This window comes from Sphingobium yanoikuyae (assembly GCF_013001025.1).
GTDB lineage: Bacteria > Pseudomonadota > Alphaproteobacteria > Sphingomonadales > Sphingomonadaceae > Sphingobium > Sphingobium yanoikuyae_A.
In genome coordinates this window covers 4,997,845-5,015,922 of the sequence record NZ_CP053021.1, presented here as the reverse complement: position 1 = coordinate 5,015,922, position 18,078 = coordinate 4,997,845, and the positions used below count along the sequence as shown (strand labels likewise).

Below are 18,078 nucleotides of genomic sequence, written 5' to 3'. Positions count from 1 at the left end.
CCACGAATCAGTACCACAATCACCGCAAAACGCCTGCGGAGGGCTGTGGACGACTGCGGCCGAGCTGGTGAGCCAAGCGTCAGTAATCAGGGAGAAAAAGTCGATATCAGTGGACTTCTGGAGACCCCTGCGGAGGGTCAAATGGCGGAGAGGGAGGGATTCGAACCCTCGGTACCCTCACGGGCACGCCGCATTTCGAGTGCGGTGCATTCGACCACTCTGCCACCTCTCCGCAGAAGACCGGAAGCATTGAACCGCAAGGGAAAATGCCGCACCGATCGGGTCGAGGGGCGCCCATTAGCGAATGATTCCATCCTTGCCAAGCACCCTTTTCGGTATTTTTCTTGTCTCCCTGCGCGGGCACCCTAAATTGGTCATATGAAAGTCACGATTCAGAATATCGGTACCGGCATCACCGCCCCGCCGGTCGTCCATGCCCGCTTCAGCATCGGCGATGTCCTCAAGCATCGCAGCTTCGGCTTTCGCGGCGTAGTGTTCGACATCGACCCGGTCTTCGCCAACAGCGAGGAATGGTATGAATCGATCCCCGAACATGCCCGGCCCGACAAGCAGCAACCCTTCTACCACCTGCTCGCCGAAAATGGCGAGAACAGCTATGTCGCCTATGTCAGCCAGCAGAATCTGGTGGCCGACGACAGCGAGGAGCCGGTCGATCACCCGGCGATCACCGGCCTGTTCGGCGATTATGCGGATGGCAAATATCAGCTGCGCCCGCGCCACCGGCACTGAGCCGCGCTGGCGGGCGGCGCTGGGCCTTGCCCTTCTGCTCGCCGCGGCCGGGCCGTTGCAGGCTGCCCCGTTGCCGACGCAGGCCCCGGCGCCGGACAAGGTCGCGGTTCCCAATGCCGACCCGACCTTCCCCTTCTCCAACGAGATCGCCGCCTTTGCGAAAGCGGAAGCGGCCGGCCCGCCAGTCGCCGACGCCACGCTGTTCCTGGGCAGTTCCAGCATCCGCCTGTGGGACATCAAGGGCAGCTTCACCGATATCGGCACGGTCAATCGCGGCTTTGGCGGCGCGACCACGCCCGACGTGCTGCATTATTACAAGCGGCTGCTGCCCAAGGCCAAGCCACGCTCGATCATCGTCTATGTCGGCGAGAATGACCTGGCCGCCGGCGCCACGCCGGACAAGGTCGCGCGCGACGTGCTGACCCTGCTGCGCCAGCTCCGCGCCGACTATCCCAGGGCGCATATCGCCTATCTCTCGCTCAAGCCCAGCCCGATCCGCTGGACGCTCTGGCCCCAGATGGCGGCGGTCAACATGACCGTTTCGGCGCGCAGCAAGGCGATGAAGTTCGATTATCTCGATGTCGGCCGCCCCTTGCTCGCCACTGACGGCCTGCCCGATGCATCGCTGTTCCGTGCCGATGGTTTGCACATGAATCCGCGCGGTTACGAGCGCTGGACTAGGCTGGTCGACGCCTATCTGGACCATGCCGTGCTGGCGGATGCGGGCGCCGGCCGCGATTCCTGACCGTCCTGCCGGCCAGTTTAAGATTGATCCAAGCGCCAGCAACATTATTACCAGCCGCTTGATCGATCGACTGGCGAAGGGAAAAGAGCAGTGACAACCGATTCGGCCAAGGCCGTGCCGATGGCGGAGCTGACGCTACGCGGCGTCATCCTGGGCGCGCTCATCACCCTGCTGTTCACCGCCGCGAACGTCTATTTGGGCCTCAAGATCGGCCTGACCTTCGCCACCTCGATCCCCGCCGCCGTCATCTCCATGGCGGTGCTGCGCCTGTTCGCCACCGGCACGATCCTGGAAAACAACATCGTCCAGACCATCGCATCGGCCGCTGGCACGCTCTCGGCGATCATCTTCGTGCTGCCGGGCCTGGTCATCATCGGCTGGTGGCAGGGCTTCCCCTATTGGCTGTCGGCCTGCACCATCGCGCTGGGCGGCATATTGGGCGTCATGTATTCGGTGCCGCTGCGCCGTGCGCTCGTCACCGGATCGGACCTGCCCTATCCCGAGGGCGTCGCCGCCGCCGAAGTGCTGAAAGTCGGCGCAGGTTCGCGCGAGGGTCTGGAAGAGAATAAGCGCGGCCTCGCCGCCATCGTCATGAGTTCGATCGCCGCCGCCGGCTTCTCGATCATCGCCAAGACCAAGATCCTAGCCGAGGAAGCCGCCACCTTCTTCAAGCTCGGCGCGGGCGCCAGCTCGGTCTCGACCAGCTTCTCGATGGCGCTGATCGGCGTCGGCCATCTGGTCGGCATCTCCGTCGGCGCCGCCATGTTCGTCGGCCTGCTCATCAGCTGGGTCGGCATCGTCCCCTATCTCACCAGCCCGCTGCCCGCCGGCGCGGACCTGGCCGACCTGGTCGGCACCACCTTCCGCATGAAGGCCCGCTTCATCGGTGCCGGCACGATCGGCATCGCCGCGATCTGGACCCTGCTCAAGATCCTCGGCCCGATCATCAGCGGCATCCGCTCCGCCCTCAACGCCGCCAAGGTCCGCAAGTCGGGCGATGCCGGCACGCTGGACATCACCGAACGCGATCTGCCGATCGGCATCGTCTTTGGCACCATCCTCGCCTCGCTGGTACCGATCGCCGTCTTGCTGTGGATCTTTGCCCAGGGCGGGCCGATCGCCGCCAATCCGGTGCCGATCATCGGCCTGACGCTGGCCTATATCCTGGTCGCCGGCATCGTCATCGCGTCGGTCTGCGGCTATATGGCGGGTCTTATCGGCGCGTCGAACAGCCCGATCTCGGGCGTGGGCATCCTCGCGGTGCTGGGCGCGTCGCTGATCCTCGCCGCCATCTATGGCTCGGGCCATCCCGAACAGAGCCAGGCGCTGATCGCCTATGCCCTGTTCACCACCGCGATCGTGTTCGGCGTCGCCACCATTTCCAACGATAACCTCCAAGACCTGAAGACCGGCCAGCTGGTCGGCGCGACGCCGTGGAAGCAGCAGATCGCACTGGTGCTGGGCGTGCTGTTCGGCGCGCTGGTGATCCCGCCGGTGCTTGACCTGCTGAACAGCGCCTTCGGCTTTGCCGGCGCGCCCGGCGCCAAGGCGACCGCCCTGCCCGCGCCGCAGGCCGCGCTCATTTCCGCGCTCGCCAAGGGCGTGCTGGGCGGCGATCTCGACTGGGGCCTGATCGGCTTTGGCGCCGGCATCGGCGTGGTCGTGGTCGCGCTGGACGAACTGCTCGGCAAGACCGGCAAGATGCGCCTGCCTCCGCTTGCTGTCGGCATGGGCATCTATCTGCCGATGGCGCTGACCCTGCTGATCCCGGTCGGCGCGGTGATCGGCCATTTCTACAATCGCTGGTCGCTGCGCCAGGCGAACCCGGAATTTGCCGAGCGCATGGGCGTGCTGATGGCGACCGGCTTCATCGTCGGCGAAAGCCTGTTCGGCGTCGCCTTTGCCGGCATCGTCGCCTCGACCGACAGCGACGCACCGTTGGCGCTGGTCGGCGAAAGCCATTGGGCGGTGCCGCTGTCGGTGCTGATCTTCGCCGGCGTGATCGCCGCCCTTTATGCGCGCCTGCGCCACTGGGCGACCGCACCGCTCGCCTGACAAGATGAGATGGGGCGACCGACGCCAGGTCGCCCCATTCTTCAAAATCCTACGACAATAGAATGGATATGGGCCGGCCTGCGGCTCGAAACCCTATGTCCGGCGGTTTAATTCTCCAGCATCACCCAAAGGCTGGAGAGCCCACGTGCCGCCCGAATTCCTGATTGCCATCATCTTGTGTATCGGCGCCGTCTTTTTCATCGACCATATGGCGCGGCTCGAAAAAGGCGGCCGGCTGCACCATCGTGGCGGCCTGTCCCGGCGCAGCGGCCGGCGGCGCGACTGAGCGCCCTATAATGTGGCCCCTGCATCACGTCACATAAGTTACATTTTTCAGACTTTTAACTGCAATCATATTGCCATGAAGCCGTAAGGACTCATCGCCAATGGCCTCCCCAACCGAAGGGGAGCATTCACCATGAAGACCTTGTTCCGTGGCGCGAGCCGCGCCGCGATCATCCTTGCCACCACCATGCCCGTCGCCGCCCTAGCCGGCACCATCAGCGGCACCGTGTCCGACGGCACCGGCACCCGTGCGCTGCAGTCGACCCAACTGCGCATCGTCGAAAATGGCCGCATTGCCGAAGCCGGCCGTGACGGCTCCTACCGCTTCCCCGACGTCGCGCCGGGCACCTACACGATCGAAGCCCGCTACACCGGTGCCGACCCGGTGCGCACCACCGTCGTCGTGCCCGCCACCGGCGATGTCGATGCCGACATCCGCATCGGCTCGAACGTCGATGCGTCGATCATCGTCGTCGGCCAGGTCGCCAACCAGGCATCGGCCCTGTCGCGCCAGCGCGCGGCCGACGGTGTCGAAAGCGTCCTGACCCGCGACGCGATCGGCCAGTTCCCCGACCAGAATGTCGCCGAATCGCTGCGCCGTCTGCCCGGCGTCAACATCATGAACGACCAAGGCGAAGGCCGCTTCGTCTCGGTTCGCGGCCTCGACCCGGAACTCAACGCCGCATCGGTCAACGGTGCCCGCCTGCCCGCCCCGGAAAGCGATGTTCGCTCGGTCGCGCTGGACGTCGTGCCTTCGGAATTGATCGAATCGATCGAAGTGAAGAAGTCGCTGACCCCGGACATGGACGCCGACACGATCGGCGCCTCGATCGAGATCAACACCACCAGCGCCTTCGACCGCAAGAAGGATCTCTATTCGGTCAAGCTGGAAGGCAGCTATAACGACTATGCCGACGCCGTAACGCCCAAGGGCAGCGTCGATTTTTCCACCCGCCTCAGCGACAATTTCGGCATCTCGGGCGGCTTCAGCTATTAAAAGCGCAAGTTCGAGACCGACAATATCGAAGCTGCGGACTGGACCACCAGCGACGACGGCATCGCCTATGCAGAAACGCTGGAATATCGCGATTATGACGTTCAGCGTAAGCGCATCGGCGGCACGCTGAACCTGGACTGGAAGCCGTCCGACACCACCAAGCTTTATGCCCGCGGCATCTACAACCAGTTTGAAGACCATGAATATCGTCGCCGCCTGACCTTCGTCCTGGATGAGCAGCCCGCTTCGGGCGATGCGGACAGCGCCAACTTCACCGACGAGGATGGCCGCATCGAAGTGCGCCGCGATCTCAAGGACCGTTTCGAGCGTCAGCGCATCAAGTCGCTGGTGCTGGGCGGCACCACCGAAACCGGCCCGTGGAAGCTGACCTATTCGGGTAGCTGGTCGGAATCGACCGAGAAGGAAAAGGGGTCGATCGACCCGATCCGCTGGCGCGCCCGGTTCGACGACGATGGCGTCGATGTCGGCTTCAACTATGCCGATCCGCGCGTGCCGACCTTCAATGTCACCAGCGGCGCCGACCTGTTCAACGACCCGTCGGAATATAGCTTCAACCGCGTCGAGCAGACTGCCCTGTCGGACTCGCGCGACCGCGAATATGCGCTGAAAGGCGATGTATCGCGCGCCTTCGCCACCGACGGCGGCACCTTCACCGTGCAAGCCGGCATGAAGGCCCGCTGGCGCAAGAAGAGCTATAATTTCAACATGAACTATTATGGCGATGCCGATCTGGACCTGGCCGATGTGCTGGGCGCCCAGACCTATCGCCTGTCCGACCTCGGACCGCTGCCCGGCAAGGGCCAGGCCACCGACTATTTCTACAACAATATCGGTGAGTTCGAACTCGATCCGATCACCAGCGCCTATGAATCGGCAGCGCAGGATTACAGCGCGAAGGAAGATATCCTCGCCACCTATCTGCTGGGCCGTTGGGACAGCGAGAAGGTCCGCATCATCGGCGGCGTCCGCATGGAGCAGACCCGCAACGTGCTGCGCGGCAATGTCACCGAATATGAACTGGATGACGAAGGCGAAACCACTGGCGTCATCTCGACGCCTAATGTCTTCACCAAACATTATACCGACTGGCTGCCCAGCCTGACCGCCCGCTTCGAACCGAGCCAGGGCCTGGTGTTCCGCGCCGCCGCCTACAAGAGCCTGGTCCGTCCCAAGCTGTCGCAGCTCGCACCGCGCTTCATCCTCGACGAGGATTATGCTGCCGAGTTCGGCAATCCGAACCTGAAGCCCTATCGCGCCTGGAACTTCGATGCCTCGGCCGAATGGTATTTCTCGAACAATGGCGCACTGAGCGCCGGCCTCTTCTATAAGTCGATCAAAGACTATAGCGCGCAGGTCCGCGACTTTGATGACGGCGTCTATAATGGCGTCGCCTATAGCGAGGCATCCTATTATGTGAATGGCGACACCGCCAAGGTGAAGGGCGTCGAACTCTCGTTCAGCCAGGTGCTGAACTTCCTGCCGGCGCCGCTCGATGGCTTCCTGGTGAACCTCAACTACACCTTCACCGACGCCGACGGAAAGATCACCAGCTACGACGGGGACGACAACGCCTATACCCGCAAGATCGGCCTGCCCAATGCTTCGCGCCACACCTTCAATGCGGTGCTGGGCTATGAAAAGGGTCCGATCTCGCTGCGCGCCGCCGGCACCTATCGCAGCAAATATCTGGACGAGATCGGCGATGGTCCGGACACCGACCGTATTGTCGACAACCACTTCCAGCTCGACCTGAGCGCGAAGTACAAGATCCTGCCCGGCGTCCGCCTGTTCGCCGACTGGGTCAACGTCAACAACGCCAAATATTTCGCCTATCAGAATTTCGAGGGCAGCAAGCGCCTGCTCCAATATGAGGAATATAACTGGACCGCGAAGTTCGGTATTTCCGCCAGCTTCTGATCCCGTTCGATTTCCCCTGCTTGCCGGTCGCGCCCTTGCGCGGCCGGCAAGTCCCGTTTTCCCGGAAAGGACGCCCATGTCCCGACTGTTCCTGACCATGCTGCTGATGGCGAGCGCCGCGCCGCTCTCCGCCCAGACCGCCGCCAGCCCGCCCGTGCCCCGCTCCGCCGGCACGCCCTATGCGGCGCGCACCCTGCCCGACCGGATCATGCTGACGCCCGCCGCCGACCCTTCGCGCGGCATGGCGGTCGCCTGGCGCACCGATGCCGCCCAGACCGCCAGCGAAGCGCAGATCGCCATCTCCGTCGACGGCCCGACGCTGGAGGAGGAGGCAAGGACCGTGACCGGTCCCGCCGGCACGGCCAAGGACAGCGCCAATGGCCCGGCGCTCTATCACCAGATCCGCTTCGACAATCTGACGCCTGATACCGTCTATGCCTATCGGCTGAAGGGCAGCGCGGGCTGGAGCGAGTGGCTACAATTCCGCACGGCGGCGGCGCAGGCCAGGCCGTTCCGCTTCCTCTATCTGGGCGACATCCAGAACGGTATCCTGACCTATGCCAGCCGCGTCATCCGCCAGGCTTTCCATGCCAATGGCGGGATCGAGCTGGTCGCCCATGCCGGCGATCTTGCCGCGCAGCGCGACGACCTCGACCATGATGACGAATGGGGCGAGTTCAACCAGGCCGGCAGCTATAACTGGTCGATCGTCCCGCAACTGCCCGCGACCGGCAATCATGAATATGTCGATGTGGTGAAGCCCGACGGCAGCGAAAGCCGCAAGCTCGGCCCCTATTTCCCGCTGCAGTTTGCGCTGCCCGCCAATGGCGTGCCGGGCCTCAAGACCACCTATTTTATCGATTATCAGGGGGTGCGCTTCATCATCCTCGATGGCACGTCGGCGATCAACCTCGGCACCATGGCGCAGCAGACCGCATGGCTCGACGCCACCCTGGCGTCCAGCAAGGCGAAATGGAATGTCGTGCTGTTCCACCAGCCCGTCTTCACCTGCGCCCGACCGCAGGACACGTCCGAGGTGAAGGCCGCGTGGAAGCCGGTGTTCGACAAGCGCAAGGTCGATCTGGTGCTGCAGGGCCATGACCATTGCTACAGCCGCCTGACGTCGGAAGCCGGGCGCGAGGCGTCGGCCCAGGCGCGGGCCAATGGCGCGATCCAAGGGCCGGTCTATCTCGTCTCGGTCACCGGCTCCAAAATGTATGGCCTCAACGACCGTGCCCGCACCCAGCCAGACAAGACGGCGGAAGCGACCGAACTCTATCAGGTCGTGGACGTGGATGGCGATCGCCTGAAATTCCGCACCTATACCGCGTCGGGCAAGCTCTATGACGGTTTCGACCTCACAAAGGGCGCGGATGGCAATCACCTGACCAACACCAGCGAACCCACCATCGCGGTGCGCACCTGTACCGGCAATATCGGCCCCGACGGCGGCAAATGCGTCGCGCGCGGCAAGTGAGGAATATCATAATGAAGCCCTTAGCCCTATCGCTCACCAGCCTTCTCGCGCTGACCGCCTGCACCACCGCCGAAACGGAAGTGCCGGTCGAAGTGCGTATCGCCAATGCGACCCCGGCCGTGACCGTCACCGCGCGCGGTGAAACCACGCCCGTCGGGACGCCCAATGCCGACGCGGCAGATGATCCGGCGATCTGGCGCAATGCCGCCAACCCGGCCGCCAGCCTGATCGTCGGCACCGACAAGAAGGCCGGCCTCTATGTCTATGGCCTGGACGGCAAGACGCGCGATTTCCTGGACGCCGGCCGGGTCAACAATGTCGATCTACGCGATGGCGTCAGCATCAATGGCCAGACCGGGATCCTGGTCGTGGCGTCGGACCGCAATGATGTGGCGAACGCCAAGCTCGCCCTGTTCCGCCTCGACGGCGTGACAGCGAAGTTGACAGCCCTCGGCAAGGTCGATGCCGGCAAGGGCGAGGCCTATGGCATCTGCCTGTACAAGGCGCCGGAGGCGACCTACGCCTTCATCGTGCTGAAGGACGGGACGATCAACCAGGTCGCGCTCGATGCGTCCGGCGCCACGCCGACCGGCAGGATCGTCCGCAGCATGAAGCTTGGCACCCAGTCGGAAGGCTGCGCCGTGGATGACCGCACCGGGATCCTCTATGTCGCGGAGGAAGATGTCGGCCTGTGGCGCTTCGACGCGCGCGCATCTGGCGCCACCACGCCCACGAAAATCGCGGCGGCCGACGGCAAGAATCTGGTCATGGATGCCGAAGGCGTCGCCATCGCCCAAATCGGCGAGAAGGACGGCTATGTCCTCGTGTCCAGCCAGGGCGACAATGCCTATGTGGCCTATCGTCTGTCCGACGACGCCTATGTCGGTCGCTTCCGCGTCGTCGATGGCGCCATTGGCGGGTCGGAGGAAACCGACGGCATCGAGCTGATGCTGGGCGATTTCGGCCCGGCCTATCCCGGTGGGCTGTTCATTGCGCAGGACGGCCATAACGCGGCGGCGGCGCAGAATTTCAAGCTGGTCGCCTGGGATGACATCGCCAGGGCATTGGGCCTGCCGAACTGATCAAAACACCGGCAAGGGCGGCCGCGATGCCGCCCTTCCTCATTATCGCGCCTGCAAGGCGGCCAGCGCCGCCCGTGTCGACAGGGTCAGCGGCTGCGGCAGCGCTTCCAGCGCGAACCAGCCGCATGCCGCCAGCGCGTCGGGCTCCTTCACCACCGGTTCGCCCTGCGCATCCTCGACCAGATAGACCGGCGCGACCCAATGCGTGCCGCGCTCCGCATCGATCTGGTCGGTCAGGCACAGCAATTCACACGCGCTGATCGTCAGGCCCAGTTCCTCGAAAATCTCGCGCTCGGTGGCGGCGGCCATGGTTTCCAGCAGGTCGACCTTGCCGCCCGGCAGGCCCCAATGCCCCGCTTCCGGCTCCCGCCGTCGCTGCACCAGCAGCAACTTGCCGTCGCGCAGGATCGCCGCGCCGCATCCGACCCGTGGTTCCGTCTGATTCATGCTCTTCCCATTTGGAAAAGGCGGCGGATCGCTCCGCCGCCCCTTGTCCTTATTTCTTCGCCGCGAACCAGGCCGCGGTCGGCGCCTTCAGGCGGCTGCGCGTCTCGATCCGGGTCTTGATCGCGGCGATCGAGCGATCGACCACCTTGCGCGATTCCGGCGTCAGATACTGGGTCGCATAGGCGTCCAGCTTGGTCACCATCGCCGGGTCGGCCGATCCGCCGCCCAGGCGGGCCAGCGCCTGGCTGCGCGCCGACACGTCGATCAGCGCCTCATATTGCGCCTTGTGCGCCAGCACATAGTCGACCGCCAGCATCGGATGGGCAACGCCCACCTGGCCGATGATCGCGGCGCTGGTGGTCTTGCCCGGCTCGTCGGTCAAAGCGAGATCCAGGGCCTGCTGGCCCAGCTTCTCGTCCTTCGCCTTGCCGAGCAGCGCGTAGAGCGTGCTCTTTTCGAGGTCGCTCTGCGCGCCCTTGGCCATCACGCGCAGCTTGTCCCAGGTCGCCTGGTCGGCATTCTGGGCAATGATGCCCAGCCAGACATTGCGCAGCGGTCCGTCGAGCGCGGCCGGGTTGGTCGCCAGCGCGGCGAAGCGGCGGTTGGCCTCGGCCACCACGCCCTTGTCACCCATGCTGCCCAGCGTCGCGACCAGGCTGGTGCGCAGCACCGGCACCTGCGGCCCTTCGCCGGCCTTGGCATCATAGCCGATCGCCGTCAGCGCCGGGGTCAGCTTGGCCGAGGCATAGGCCGCGACCTTCGCCTGGGCAGCGGCATCGCCCTCCAGCATGTCATAGCTGCTCTTCAAATAGCCGGGCACTTCGGCCAGCACGGCCGGGCTGCCATTGACCGGCACCGCGTCGACCAGGTCGAGCGCCAGGCCGATCGGCTGGTATCCGCCCAGCGCCAGCTGGAAATTGTCCGCCATCAGGCCGGTCTGGTCCATGCTGGAGAGCTGGCTGAAGCCCTTGGCCAGTGCCTGGATATTGGCGGCGGGATAGAGCGAGCGATAATAGCCGGTCTGGCCCGCATTGATCACATAGGCGCCACAGCCCGGCAGCGTGATCTGGCCATTGCCCTGCAGGATCAGGCGCTGCGGCTCGCCGCCCTGCACCTGCGCCTTGACCGGCACATTCCACTTGAGTGGCGCCTTGTCCTTGGCGTCGCGGCTATATTCGCCCTGGCTCAGCGTCAGGACGGTGTTGCCGCCCTGGCACTGGGCGCTCTCCACCTTGACCAGCGGGATGCCCGGCTGGCTGGTGAAATCATGCGCGATGCTGACCAGCCCCTTGGCGCCCGCGCCCTCGACCGCCTTCCACAGATCGTCGGTGACGGTGTTCCCATAGGCATGTTGCTTCATGTAGGACTGGATGCCCGCCTTCCACGCATCCTCGCCGGCATAGCCTTCGAGCATGGTGATGACCGCTTCGCCCTTCTGGTAGGTGATGGCGTCGAACGCCTGATTCACCTGATCGACGGTGGTGATCTTCTGCACGACCGGGTGGGTGGTCTTGAGCGCATCAAGGCTCATCGCCCGCTCGCGGCCATCGACGCGCGACAGCAGGGCTTCCCATTCCGGGTTCAGCTTGTCGGTGACCTTGGTCGCCATCCAGCTCGCAAAACCCTCGTTCAGCCAGAGATCGTCCCACCAGGCCATGGTGACGAGATCGCCGAACCACTGGTGCGCCATTTCATGCGCGGCCACTTCATAGATGGCGCGCTTGGTCTCTTCCGAGGTGAAGCGCGGATCGACCAGCAGGGTGCGTTCGAAGGTGAAGATCGCGCCCCAATTCTCCATCGCGCTGAAGAACTGGCTCTGGCCCGGACCCGCGACATTGTCGAGCTTGGGCAGCGGGAAGGGCACGCCGAAATAGTCGTTATAATAGGGCAGGATCGCCGCCGACGCGTCGAGCGCCAGTTGCGCCTTGCCGGTATTGCCCCGGCCGGTGATGACGCCGACTTCGGTATTGCCCGCCATCTTGGTCGCGCGGTCCAGTTCGCCCAGGCCGAAGAAGAGCAGATAGGACGACATTTTCGGGCTGGTGCCGAAGGTCACCAGCTTTTTCCCGCCACCGATGTCCTTGGTCGCCTTGACCGGCATATTGCCGACCGCCAGCTGGTCCGCCGGCACTACGGCAGAGAGATCGAACGTCGCCTTGTAGCTCGGCTCGTCGAAGCTCGGCACGAAACGGCGGGCGTCGGGTGCCTCGAACTGGGTGAAGAGCGCGCGCTTCGCGGCGCCTTCATTGTCGGTATAGTCGAGCGCGAACAGGCCGTTCGCCTGCTGGTTGATGATGCCGGCATAGACCATGGTCAGCTTGTAGCTGCCCGGCTGCACCGGCTTGCCGAAGTCGAGGCTGACGGTCTGGGCATCGGCATCCACCTTGGCCGTGCCGGTGATCGCCTTGCCCTTGGCCGGGGTCAGCGTGACGCTGGAAACGGTCAGGTCGGCCGCGTTGAGCACCAGCGCCGGCATGGCGGTGGCGACGGTGACCTCGATCGTCACCTTGCCGGTGAATTTGAGGTTCGCCGCATCGGGCGTCACTTCGATCGCATAATGGCTGGGCGCAGCGCCACGGGGCAGCTGGGTGGTGACGCCGGCGGCGGGGCCGGCAGGCGCGGTCTGGGCCAGCGCGGGCGCCGCGATCGCCAGCGGCGCGGCCGCCATCAGGAACGGCAGGATTTTCGACAAGGGCATGGGGGAAGCAACTCCGATACGGCTTGGATGGCGCAATGAGACATAGTCACGCGCAACATGTAAACCGGATCGGCCCTTTCCCGCGGAGGGTCAAGTGAACTATCCGCAAGAGAATGTCGTTGGTCGAAGCCTGTTGCGCGTTCGTCCAACAAGAAGGCCAGCCAGCGCCCTCCTCCGTTCGCTTCGAGCCCGGTCGAGTCGAGAAGCGAAAAGCGCCTCTGTTTCTCGACAAGCTCGAAACGAACGGCTGTATGGTTCAGCCGCGGCCGCGATAGCCCGGCACGTCCTGCGGCGGCAGCCACAGGCCGGCGGGCGGTTCGCCCGACTGCCAGAAGACGTCGATCGGGATGCCGCCGCGCGGATACCAGTAACCGCCGATGCGCAGCCAGATCGGCTGCATTTCGGTGAACAGCCGCTCGCCGATGCCGACGGTGCAATCCTCGTGGAAGCCGGCATGGTTGCGGAAGCTGCCCAGGAACAGCTTGAGCGCCTTGGATTCGACGATCGTCGCGCCGGGCGCATAGTCGATCACCAGATGCGCAAAATCGGGCTGGCCAGTCACCGGGCAGAGCGAGGTGAATTCCGGCGCCGTGAAGCGCACCAGATAGGGCTTGCCCGGACGGGGATTGGGGACATAGTCGAGGACGGCGTCCTCGGGCCGCTGCGGCAGGGTGCTGGCGCGGCCGAGATGGAGCGGGGTATCGGTCATGAGGGCGCATGTAGTCGATTACACGCAATTTGTCATCGGTCCGGCGCGCAAGGCCATCCGTTCATCTGGCGTTCAGCAAAATTTCTGCCTTGGCAGGGTCATGGGGTCTATGCGTCTGTTCCTTTCCGCCCTGCCGCTGCTGGCAGTCACGCCCGCGCTGGCACAGCAAGCCACCGGCAGCGATCCGGTCGTCAATCTGCAGCGCGCCGCGCCGCCGCCGCCGGCCGATGACCCGCGCCGTCAAGGCCCGGAACTCGACGTGTTCCGGGGCACGGCAACGCCGACCCCGGCGCCCACGCCGTCGCTGCCGCCGATCGTCGCCCCCACGGTGACGCCGGCGCCGACCCAGCGCGCGCCAGCGACCACGCCTGCCCCCGCATCGCAGCGCCCGGCCCCTACGCCGGCGCCGACGCGCACCGAAACACCGCGCAACGCGCGCACGACGCCCGCCCCCACCCCGGCCGAACGCCCGGCCGCGCGCGACACCATGCCAGCGCAGCCCAGCCCGGCGCCCGCTGTGGCGGAACCGGACAATGCCGCTAATGCGGTGGAAACGCCGCCGCCAGCCGCCCTGCCCACGCCCGAGCCGGTCACGGCCGACAAAAGTGTCACCACTGCCGAACCCGCACCGGACGCCGAAGCGCAGGGGCTGAGCTGGCCCTGGATCGCCGCCGCCATCGCCGCGCTGGCGGTGATCGCCGGCTTCCTGCTGATGCGGCGCCGTCGTGCGGCAGCGGACGTCGACGCCGCGCCGGCGAGCGCGCCAGCCCCGGCAGCGCCCCAACCAGCCCCGGCCCCCGTTGCGCCGCCCCCGCCGGCTCCGGCTCCTGCTCCCGCGCCCATTCCGGCGCCCACGCCAGCCCCTGCCCCCGAACCCGTGGCATCGGCGCCGGCCAGCGACGCCGGCGATCGCCCCTGGATCGACCTCGGCCTCGACATCAGCCTCGCCCGCTCCTCGCTGATCGGCGTGACCATCGGCTATACGCTGCTGCTCCACAATCGCGGCGATCGCCCGGCCCGCGACATCATGGTGCGCGGCATATTGGGCAATGCGGGCGCGCAGCAGGATGCGTTGCTGCGCCATTTCTTCGGTGGCGAGACCGGCATGCCGCTGCATTCGATCGTCTCGATCGCGCCGGGCGAAACCGTGCGCATGACCAACGAGCTGCGCCTGGCGCAGGACGAGATCGTGCCGGTGACGATGGGCGAGCGGTCGCTGCTGGTGCCGATCGCCGCCTTCGACGCCCATTATCGCTGGGGCGAGGATGAGGAAGCGCCCGAAGGCACCGGCCGCACCGGTCGCGCCTTCATCGTCGGCCAGGAGCAGGATCCGCCCGCCGAGCGCCTGTCGCCCTTCCGCCTCGACCAGGGGCCGCGCCAATATCGGCGGCCGGCCGCCCGCGCCGCCGCCGAAGTGCCGCCGGCCTGAGCATTTCCCTTTCCTGTCCGGCCAGGCGCTCCTAAAGTGCCTGCCGGACAAGGCAAAAGGGGCCGCATGGACATTCTCGTTTCCACCGACTGGCTGGCCGGCGAAATCGGCAAGCCCGATCTCGTCATTCTCGACGCCAGCCTGTTTCTGCCCGGCACGCCGCGCGACCCGCGCGCCGAGTTCGACGCGGCCCATATTCCCGGCGCCGCCTTTATGGACCTGCCGCGCCTCAGCGATCCCGCCGATCCGGTGCCGGGCCAGTTGCCGCCCGACGCGCTGATGACGCAGCGCATGCAGGCACTGGGCGTCAACGCCGACAGCCGCATCGTCGTCTATGACAATAGCCCGACCCACAGCGCGGCGCGCGGCTGGTGGATGATGCGCGTCTATGGCCTGGGCGCATCGGCTGCGATCCTGGACGGCGGGCTGCCCAAATGGCTCGCCGAAGGACGGCCGGTCGAAAGCGGCACGCACGCCATCGCGCCCGGCAATACCGTCGCCCGGCTCGACCGCACACAGGTGCGTAACAAGGCGGACATCCTCGCCAACCTCGACAGCGGCACGGCGCAGCTGCTCGACGCGCGCGGCGCGGGCCGTTTCACCGGCGCCGAAGCGGAACCCCGCCCCGGCATGGCGTCGGGCCATATTCCCGGCAGCCGCAACATCCCCTCCTCCGCCTTCTTCGCCGCCGACAACAGCCTGAAGCAGGGCGAGGAACTGCGCCGGCTGCTGCTCGACGCCGGCACCGATCTCGACCGGCCGATCATCACCACCTGCGGCAGCGGCGTGACCGCGGCGATCATCCTCGCAGCGCTCGAAACACTCGGGAAGCGCGACGTCAGCCTCTATGACGGCAGCTGGTCCGAATGGGGCTTCGATCCCGCCACGCCCAAGGCGACCGGGCCAGCCACATGAGCGAGGACAGCAGAAGGCCGCTGACCAAGCTGGCGCAGGCCGGCCGCCGCGCCGACTGGACCGGCATGCCGGGGCAACCCGGCGCGATCGTCAGTCCGGGCGTGTGGCGCGCTTCCACCATCCTCTATGACGATGTCGCCCATCTGCGGAAGGCGGCCGGCAGCAGCACGCATGAACGACTGTTCTACGGGCGCAAGGGCACGCCGACCAGCTGGAGCCTGGCCGATGCGCTGACCGAAATGGAGCCGGGCGCGGAGGGCACAATGCTCTTCCCCTCGGGCGTGGCAGCGATCGCCTGCGCGCTGATGGCGGTGCTGCGGCCGGGCGACCAGTTGCTGATGGTCGACAGCGCCTATGACCCGACCCGCAATTTCTGCGAGCAGGTGCTCAAACCCTTCGGCGTCGAGACGCTCTATTATGATCCGACCATCGGCGCCGGCACCGCCGAGCTGCTGACCGATCGCACCCGCGCCATCTTCCTGGAATGCCCCGGCAGCCTGACCTTCGAGGTGCAGGACGTGCCGGCGATCACCGCCATCGCGCGCGATCGCGGCATCACCACCCTGCTCGACAATACCTGGGCGACGCCGCTCTTCTTCCCGGCGCTGGCCCATGGCGTCGACATCGCGATCCTCGCCTGCACCAAATATATTGTCGGCCATAGCGACGTGATGATGGGGTCGGTCACCGCCACCCCGGCGCTGTTCGCCAAGGTCCGCCAGTCCGCCTATCTGTTCGGCCAGATGACCAGCCCCGACGATGCCTGGCTCGCCAGCCGTGGCCTGCGCACGCTGGGCGTCCGCCTGGCCCAGCATCAGGCGAGCGCACTGCAGATCGCGCAGTGGTTGAAGGACCAGCCCGACGTTGCCCGCGTGCTGCATCCCGCTCTGCCCGATTGCCCCGGCCATGAATTGTGGGCGCGCGATTTCAGCGGCTCGACCGGCCTGTTCAGCTTCGTGCTGCAGGGCGGGGACGAGGCGGCCCGCGCCGCGCTGATCGACGGGCTCGCCCATTTCGGTATCGGCTATAGCTGGGGCGGGTTCGAGAGCCTGGCCCTGCCGGTCGATCCGGCCCGCTATCGCACCGCGACCATATGGCAGGCGGAAGGCCCGGTCATCCGGCTGCAGATCGGGCTGGAGGATCCCGCCGACCTGATCGCCGACCTTGACGCCGGTCTCGCCCGCTTCCGGGCAGCGCGCGGATGACGCAGCTGTCCGCATGGCTGGCCCGGCTGCCGGGCAATGCGGACATCACCCAGCCGCTGATCGCGGTCGGCATCGCGCTGCTGCTCTATGCCATGGCCTATGGTCTGGCGCGGCTGCTGGCCCCGCGCATCCGCGAGCGCCTGCCTGCCCTCAGCGAACTGGCATCCACCCATGTCCGCCCGATGCTGCGCCATGCGATCAGCGCGCCGCTGTTCGCGACGGCGCTGGCGCTGTGGCCGGCGGACAGCATCGCCCATCTGATCCTGGGCGCGGCGCTCGCCTTTGCCGTCGCCCTGTTCGCGCTGCATCTCTTGCAGGCGCTCAGCTTCCCGCGCTGGGCGATCACCCCGCTCGCCCTGCTGCTGTTCGTCATGGTGATATCGGGCAGCAGCGGCGGGATCGCGCCGGTAGGCTCGATGCTCGACGATGTCGCGCTGACGCTGGGCAAGCGGCGGATCAGCCTGCTCGACCTATTGTCGGTTGCGGCGACATTGGTCGCGCTGCTTGCCGGCATCCGCCTTGCCAACCGGCTGATCCGGCGCAGCATCCAGAAGGCGCCCGATCTCGACCCGACCCAGAAGTTGCTGGGCCAGAAGTTGGCCGGCATCGCCGTCATCATCGCCGCCTTCTTCATCGGCATCGACATATTGGGCATCGACCTCACCGCCTTCACCGTCTTTTCCGGGGCGCTGGGCCTGGCAGTCGGCTTCGGCCTGCAGAAGACGGTCGGCAATCTGATCGCCGGCATCATCCTGCTGATGGACCGGTCGATCAAGCCGGGTGACGTGATCGCGGTCGGCGACAGTTTCGGCTGGGTCAGCAAGATCGGCGTGCGCGCCGTGTCGATCATTACCCGCGACGGCAAGAAACATCTCATTCCCAACGAAAATCTGATGACGCAGGAAGTGGAGAACTGGTCCTATTCGGACCGCAATATCCGCGTCCGCATCCCGGTGGGGATCAGCAATGACAGCGACATCGCGCTGGCCCAGCAACTGATGCTGGAAGCGGCCAAGGAAAGCCCGCGCGCGCTCAAGCATCCCGAGCCCAAGGTATGGCTGACCGCGCTCGGCCAATATCGGCTGGAGCATGAGATCCGCGTCTGGATCAACGATCCGGAAAATGGCGTGGGCGGGGTGACCTCCGACGTGCTGATGCGGGTGCTGGACAAGTTCAAGGCACAGGGCATCATCGTCCCCTATCCGCGCCAGATCATCGAATTGCGGCAGCCGCAGGATAGACATGGTCCAGCAATGAATGAGCCCGACATTTCGGACCATTCCCCGTCCTGAGCGACCGCAACAGCGTTCGAGTATTCGAAAAATCACGCCTTATCATATAGATAC

Annotated in this window: 13 protein-coding genes, 1 tRNA gene and 1 pseudogene; 11 read left to right on the top strand and 4 right to left on the bottom strand. The window is 65.7% G+C overall.

What is annotated here, in order from left to right; genetic code table 11:
- Nucleotides 1-142: 142 nt before the first annotated feature.
- Nucleotides 143-232, bottom strand: a tRNA-Ser gene (locus HH800_RS24200).
- A 146-nt stretch (nucleotides 233-378) separates the two neighbouring features.
- Here HH800_RS24200 and hspQ point away from each other — a divergent pair.
- The 7 genes and pseudogenes from hspQ to HH800_RS24165 all read left to right on the top strand — a co-directional run bounded on the left by hspQ (nucleotide 379) and on the right by HH800_RS24165 (nucleotide 9,329).
- Complete coding sequence (hspQ, locus tag HH800_RS24195) at nucleotides 379-750, top strand: heat shock protein HspQ (RefSeq protein WP_004210078.1); 372 nt, start codon at nucleotides 379-381, stop codon at nucleotides 748-750.
- Nucleotides 707-1,495 (top strand): GDSL-type esterase/lipase family protein, encoded by a 789-nt coding sequence (locus tag HH800_RS24190; RefSeq protein WP_169862905.1) that lies wholly within the window; start codon nucleotides 707-709, stop codon nucleotides 1,493-1,495. Before hspQ ends, HH800_RS24190 begins: the two co-directional genes overlap by 44 nt.
- Nucleotides 1,496-1,615: 120 nt before the next feature.
- Nucleotides 1,616-3,550: an OPT family oligopeptide transporter gene (locus HH800_RS24185; protein WP_202600257.1), complete on the top strand. Its 1,935-nt coding sequence runs from the start codon at nucleotides 1,616-1,618 to the stop codon at nucleotides 3,548-3,550.
- Nucleotides 3,551-3,695: 145 nt separating this feature from the next.
- A complete protein-coding gene (locus HH800_RS24180; RefSeq protein ID WP_017499045.1) occupies nucleotides 3,696-3,836 on the top strand; it encodes a hypothetical protein in 141 nt (46 codons plus the stop codon).
- 132 nt (nucleotides 3,837-3,968) lie between these two features.
- Nucleotides 3,969-6,770: pseudogene (locus HH800_RS24175) on the top strand (TonB-dependent receptor).
- A gap of 76 nt (nucleotides 6,771-6,846) precedes the next feature.
- Nucleotides 6,847-8,247 (top strand): purple acid phosphatase family protein, encoded by a 1,401-nt coding sequence (locus HH800_RS24170; RefSeq protein ID WP_169862903.1) that lies wholly within the window; start codon nucleotides 6,847-6,849, stop codon nucleotides 8,245-8,247.
- 11 nt (nucleotides 8,248-8,258) lie between these two features.
- Nucleotides 8,259-9,329 carry a phytase gene (locus tag HH800_RS24165; RefSeq protein ID WP_169862901.1) on the top strand — a complete coding sequence of 357 codons (1,071 nt, stop codon included), beginning with the start codon at nucleotides 8,259-8,261 and terminating at the stop codon, nucleotides 9,327-9,329.
- A gap of 42 nt (nucleotides 9,330-9,371) precedes the next feature.
- Here the strand turns inward: HH800_RS24165 and HH800_RS24160 are convergent, their stop codons facing one another.
- The 3 genes from HH800_RS24160 to queF all read right to left on the bottom strand — a co-directional run bounded on the left by HH800_RS24160 (nucleotide 9,372) and on the right by queF (nucleotide 13,183).
- Complete coding sequence (locus HH800_RS24160; RefSeq protein ID WP_169862900.1) at nucleotides 9,372-9,776, bottom strand: NUDIX hydrolase; 405 nt, start codon at nucleotides 9,774-9,776, stop codon at nucleotides 9,372-9,374.
- Between the two features lie 49 nt (nucleotides 9,777-9,825).
- Entirely contained in the window at nucleotides 9,826-12,474 is a 2,649-nt protein-coding gene (locus HH800_RS24155) for a M1 family metallopeptidase (RefSeq protein ID WP_169862898.1), read from the bottom strand.
- Between the two features lie 256 nt (nucleotides 12,475-12,730).
- Nucleotides 12,731-13,183, bottom strand: coding sequence for a preQ(1) synthase (queF, locus tag HH800_RS24150; protein WP_004210067.1), 453 nt, complete (start codon nucleotides 13,181-13,183; stop codon nucleotides 12,731-12,733).
- 109 nt (nucleotides 13,184-13,292) lie between these two features.
- Here queF and HH800_RS24145 point away from each other — a divergent pair, with 109 nt between their 5' ends.
- The 4 genes from HH800_RS24145 to HH800_RS24130 all read left to right on the top strand — a co-directional run bounded on the left by HH800_RS24145 (nucleotide 13,293) and on the right by HH800_RS24130 (nucleotide 18,024).
- The gene (locus tag HH800_RS24145) at nucleotides 13,293-14,612 is read left to right on the top strand and encodes a hypothetical protein (protein ID WP_169863426.1); all 1,320 of its coding nucleotides are present in this window, start codon (nucleotides 13,293-13,295) and stop codon (nucleotides 14,610-14,612) included.
- Nucleotides 14,613-14,678: 66 nt separating this feature from the next.
- Nucleotides 14,679-15,527, top strand: a complete 849-nt coding sequence (gene sseA / locus HH800_RS24140; protein WP_169862896.1) for a 3-mercaptopyruvate sulfurtransferase — start codon at nucleotides 14,679-14,681, stop codon at nucleotides 15,525-15,527.
- Entirely contained in the window at nucleotides 15,524-16,732 is a 1,209-nt protein-coding gene (metC, locus tag HH800_RS24135) for a cystathionine beta-lyase (protein WP_169862893.1), read from the top strand. The genes sseA and metC overlap by 4 nt, the downstream gene beginning before the upstream one ends.
- Nucleotides 16,729-18,024, top strand: a complete 1,296-nt coding sequence (locus HH800_RS24130; protein WP_169862892.1) for a mechanosensitive ion channel family protein — start codon at nucleotides 16,729-16,731, stop codon at nucleotides 18,022-18,024. The genes metC and HH800_RS24130 overlap by 4 nt, the downstream gene beginning before the upstream one ends.
- The last annotated feature ends 54 nt before the right edge of the window (nucleotides 18,025-18,078 follow it).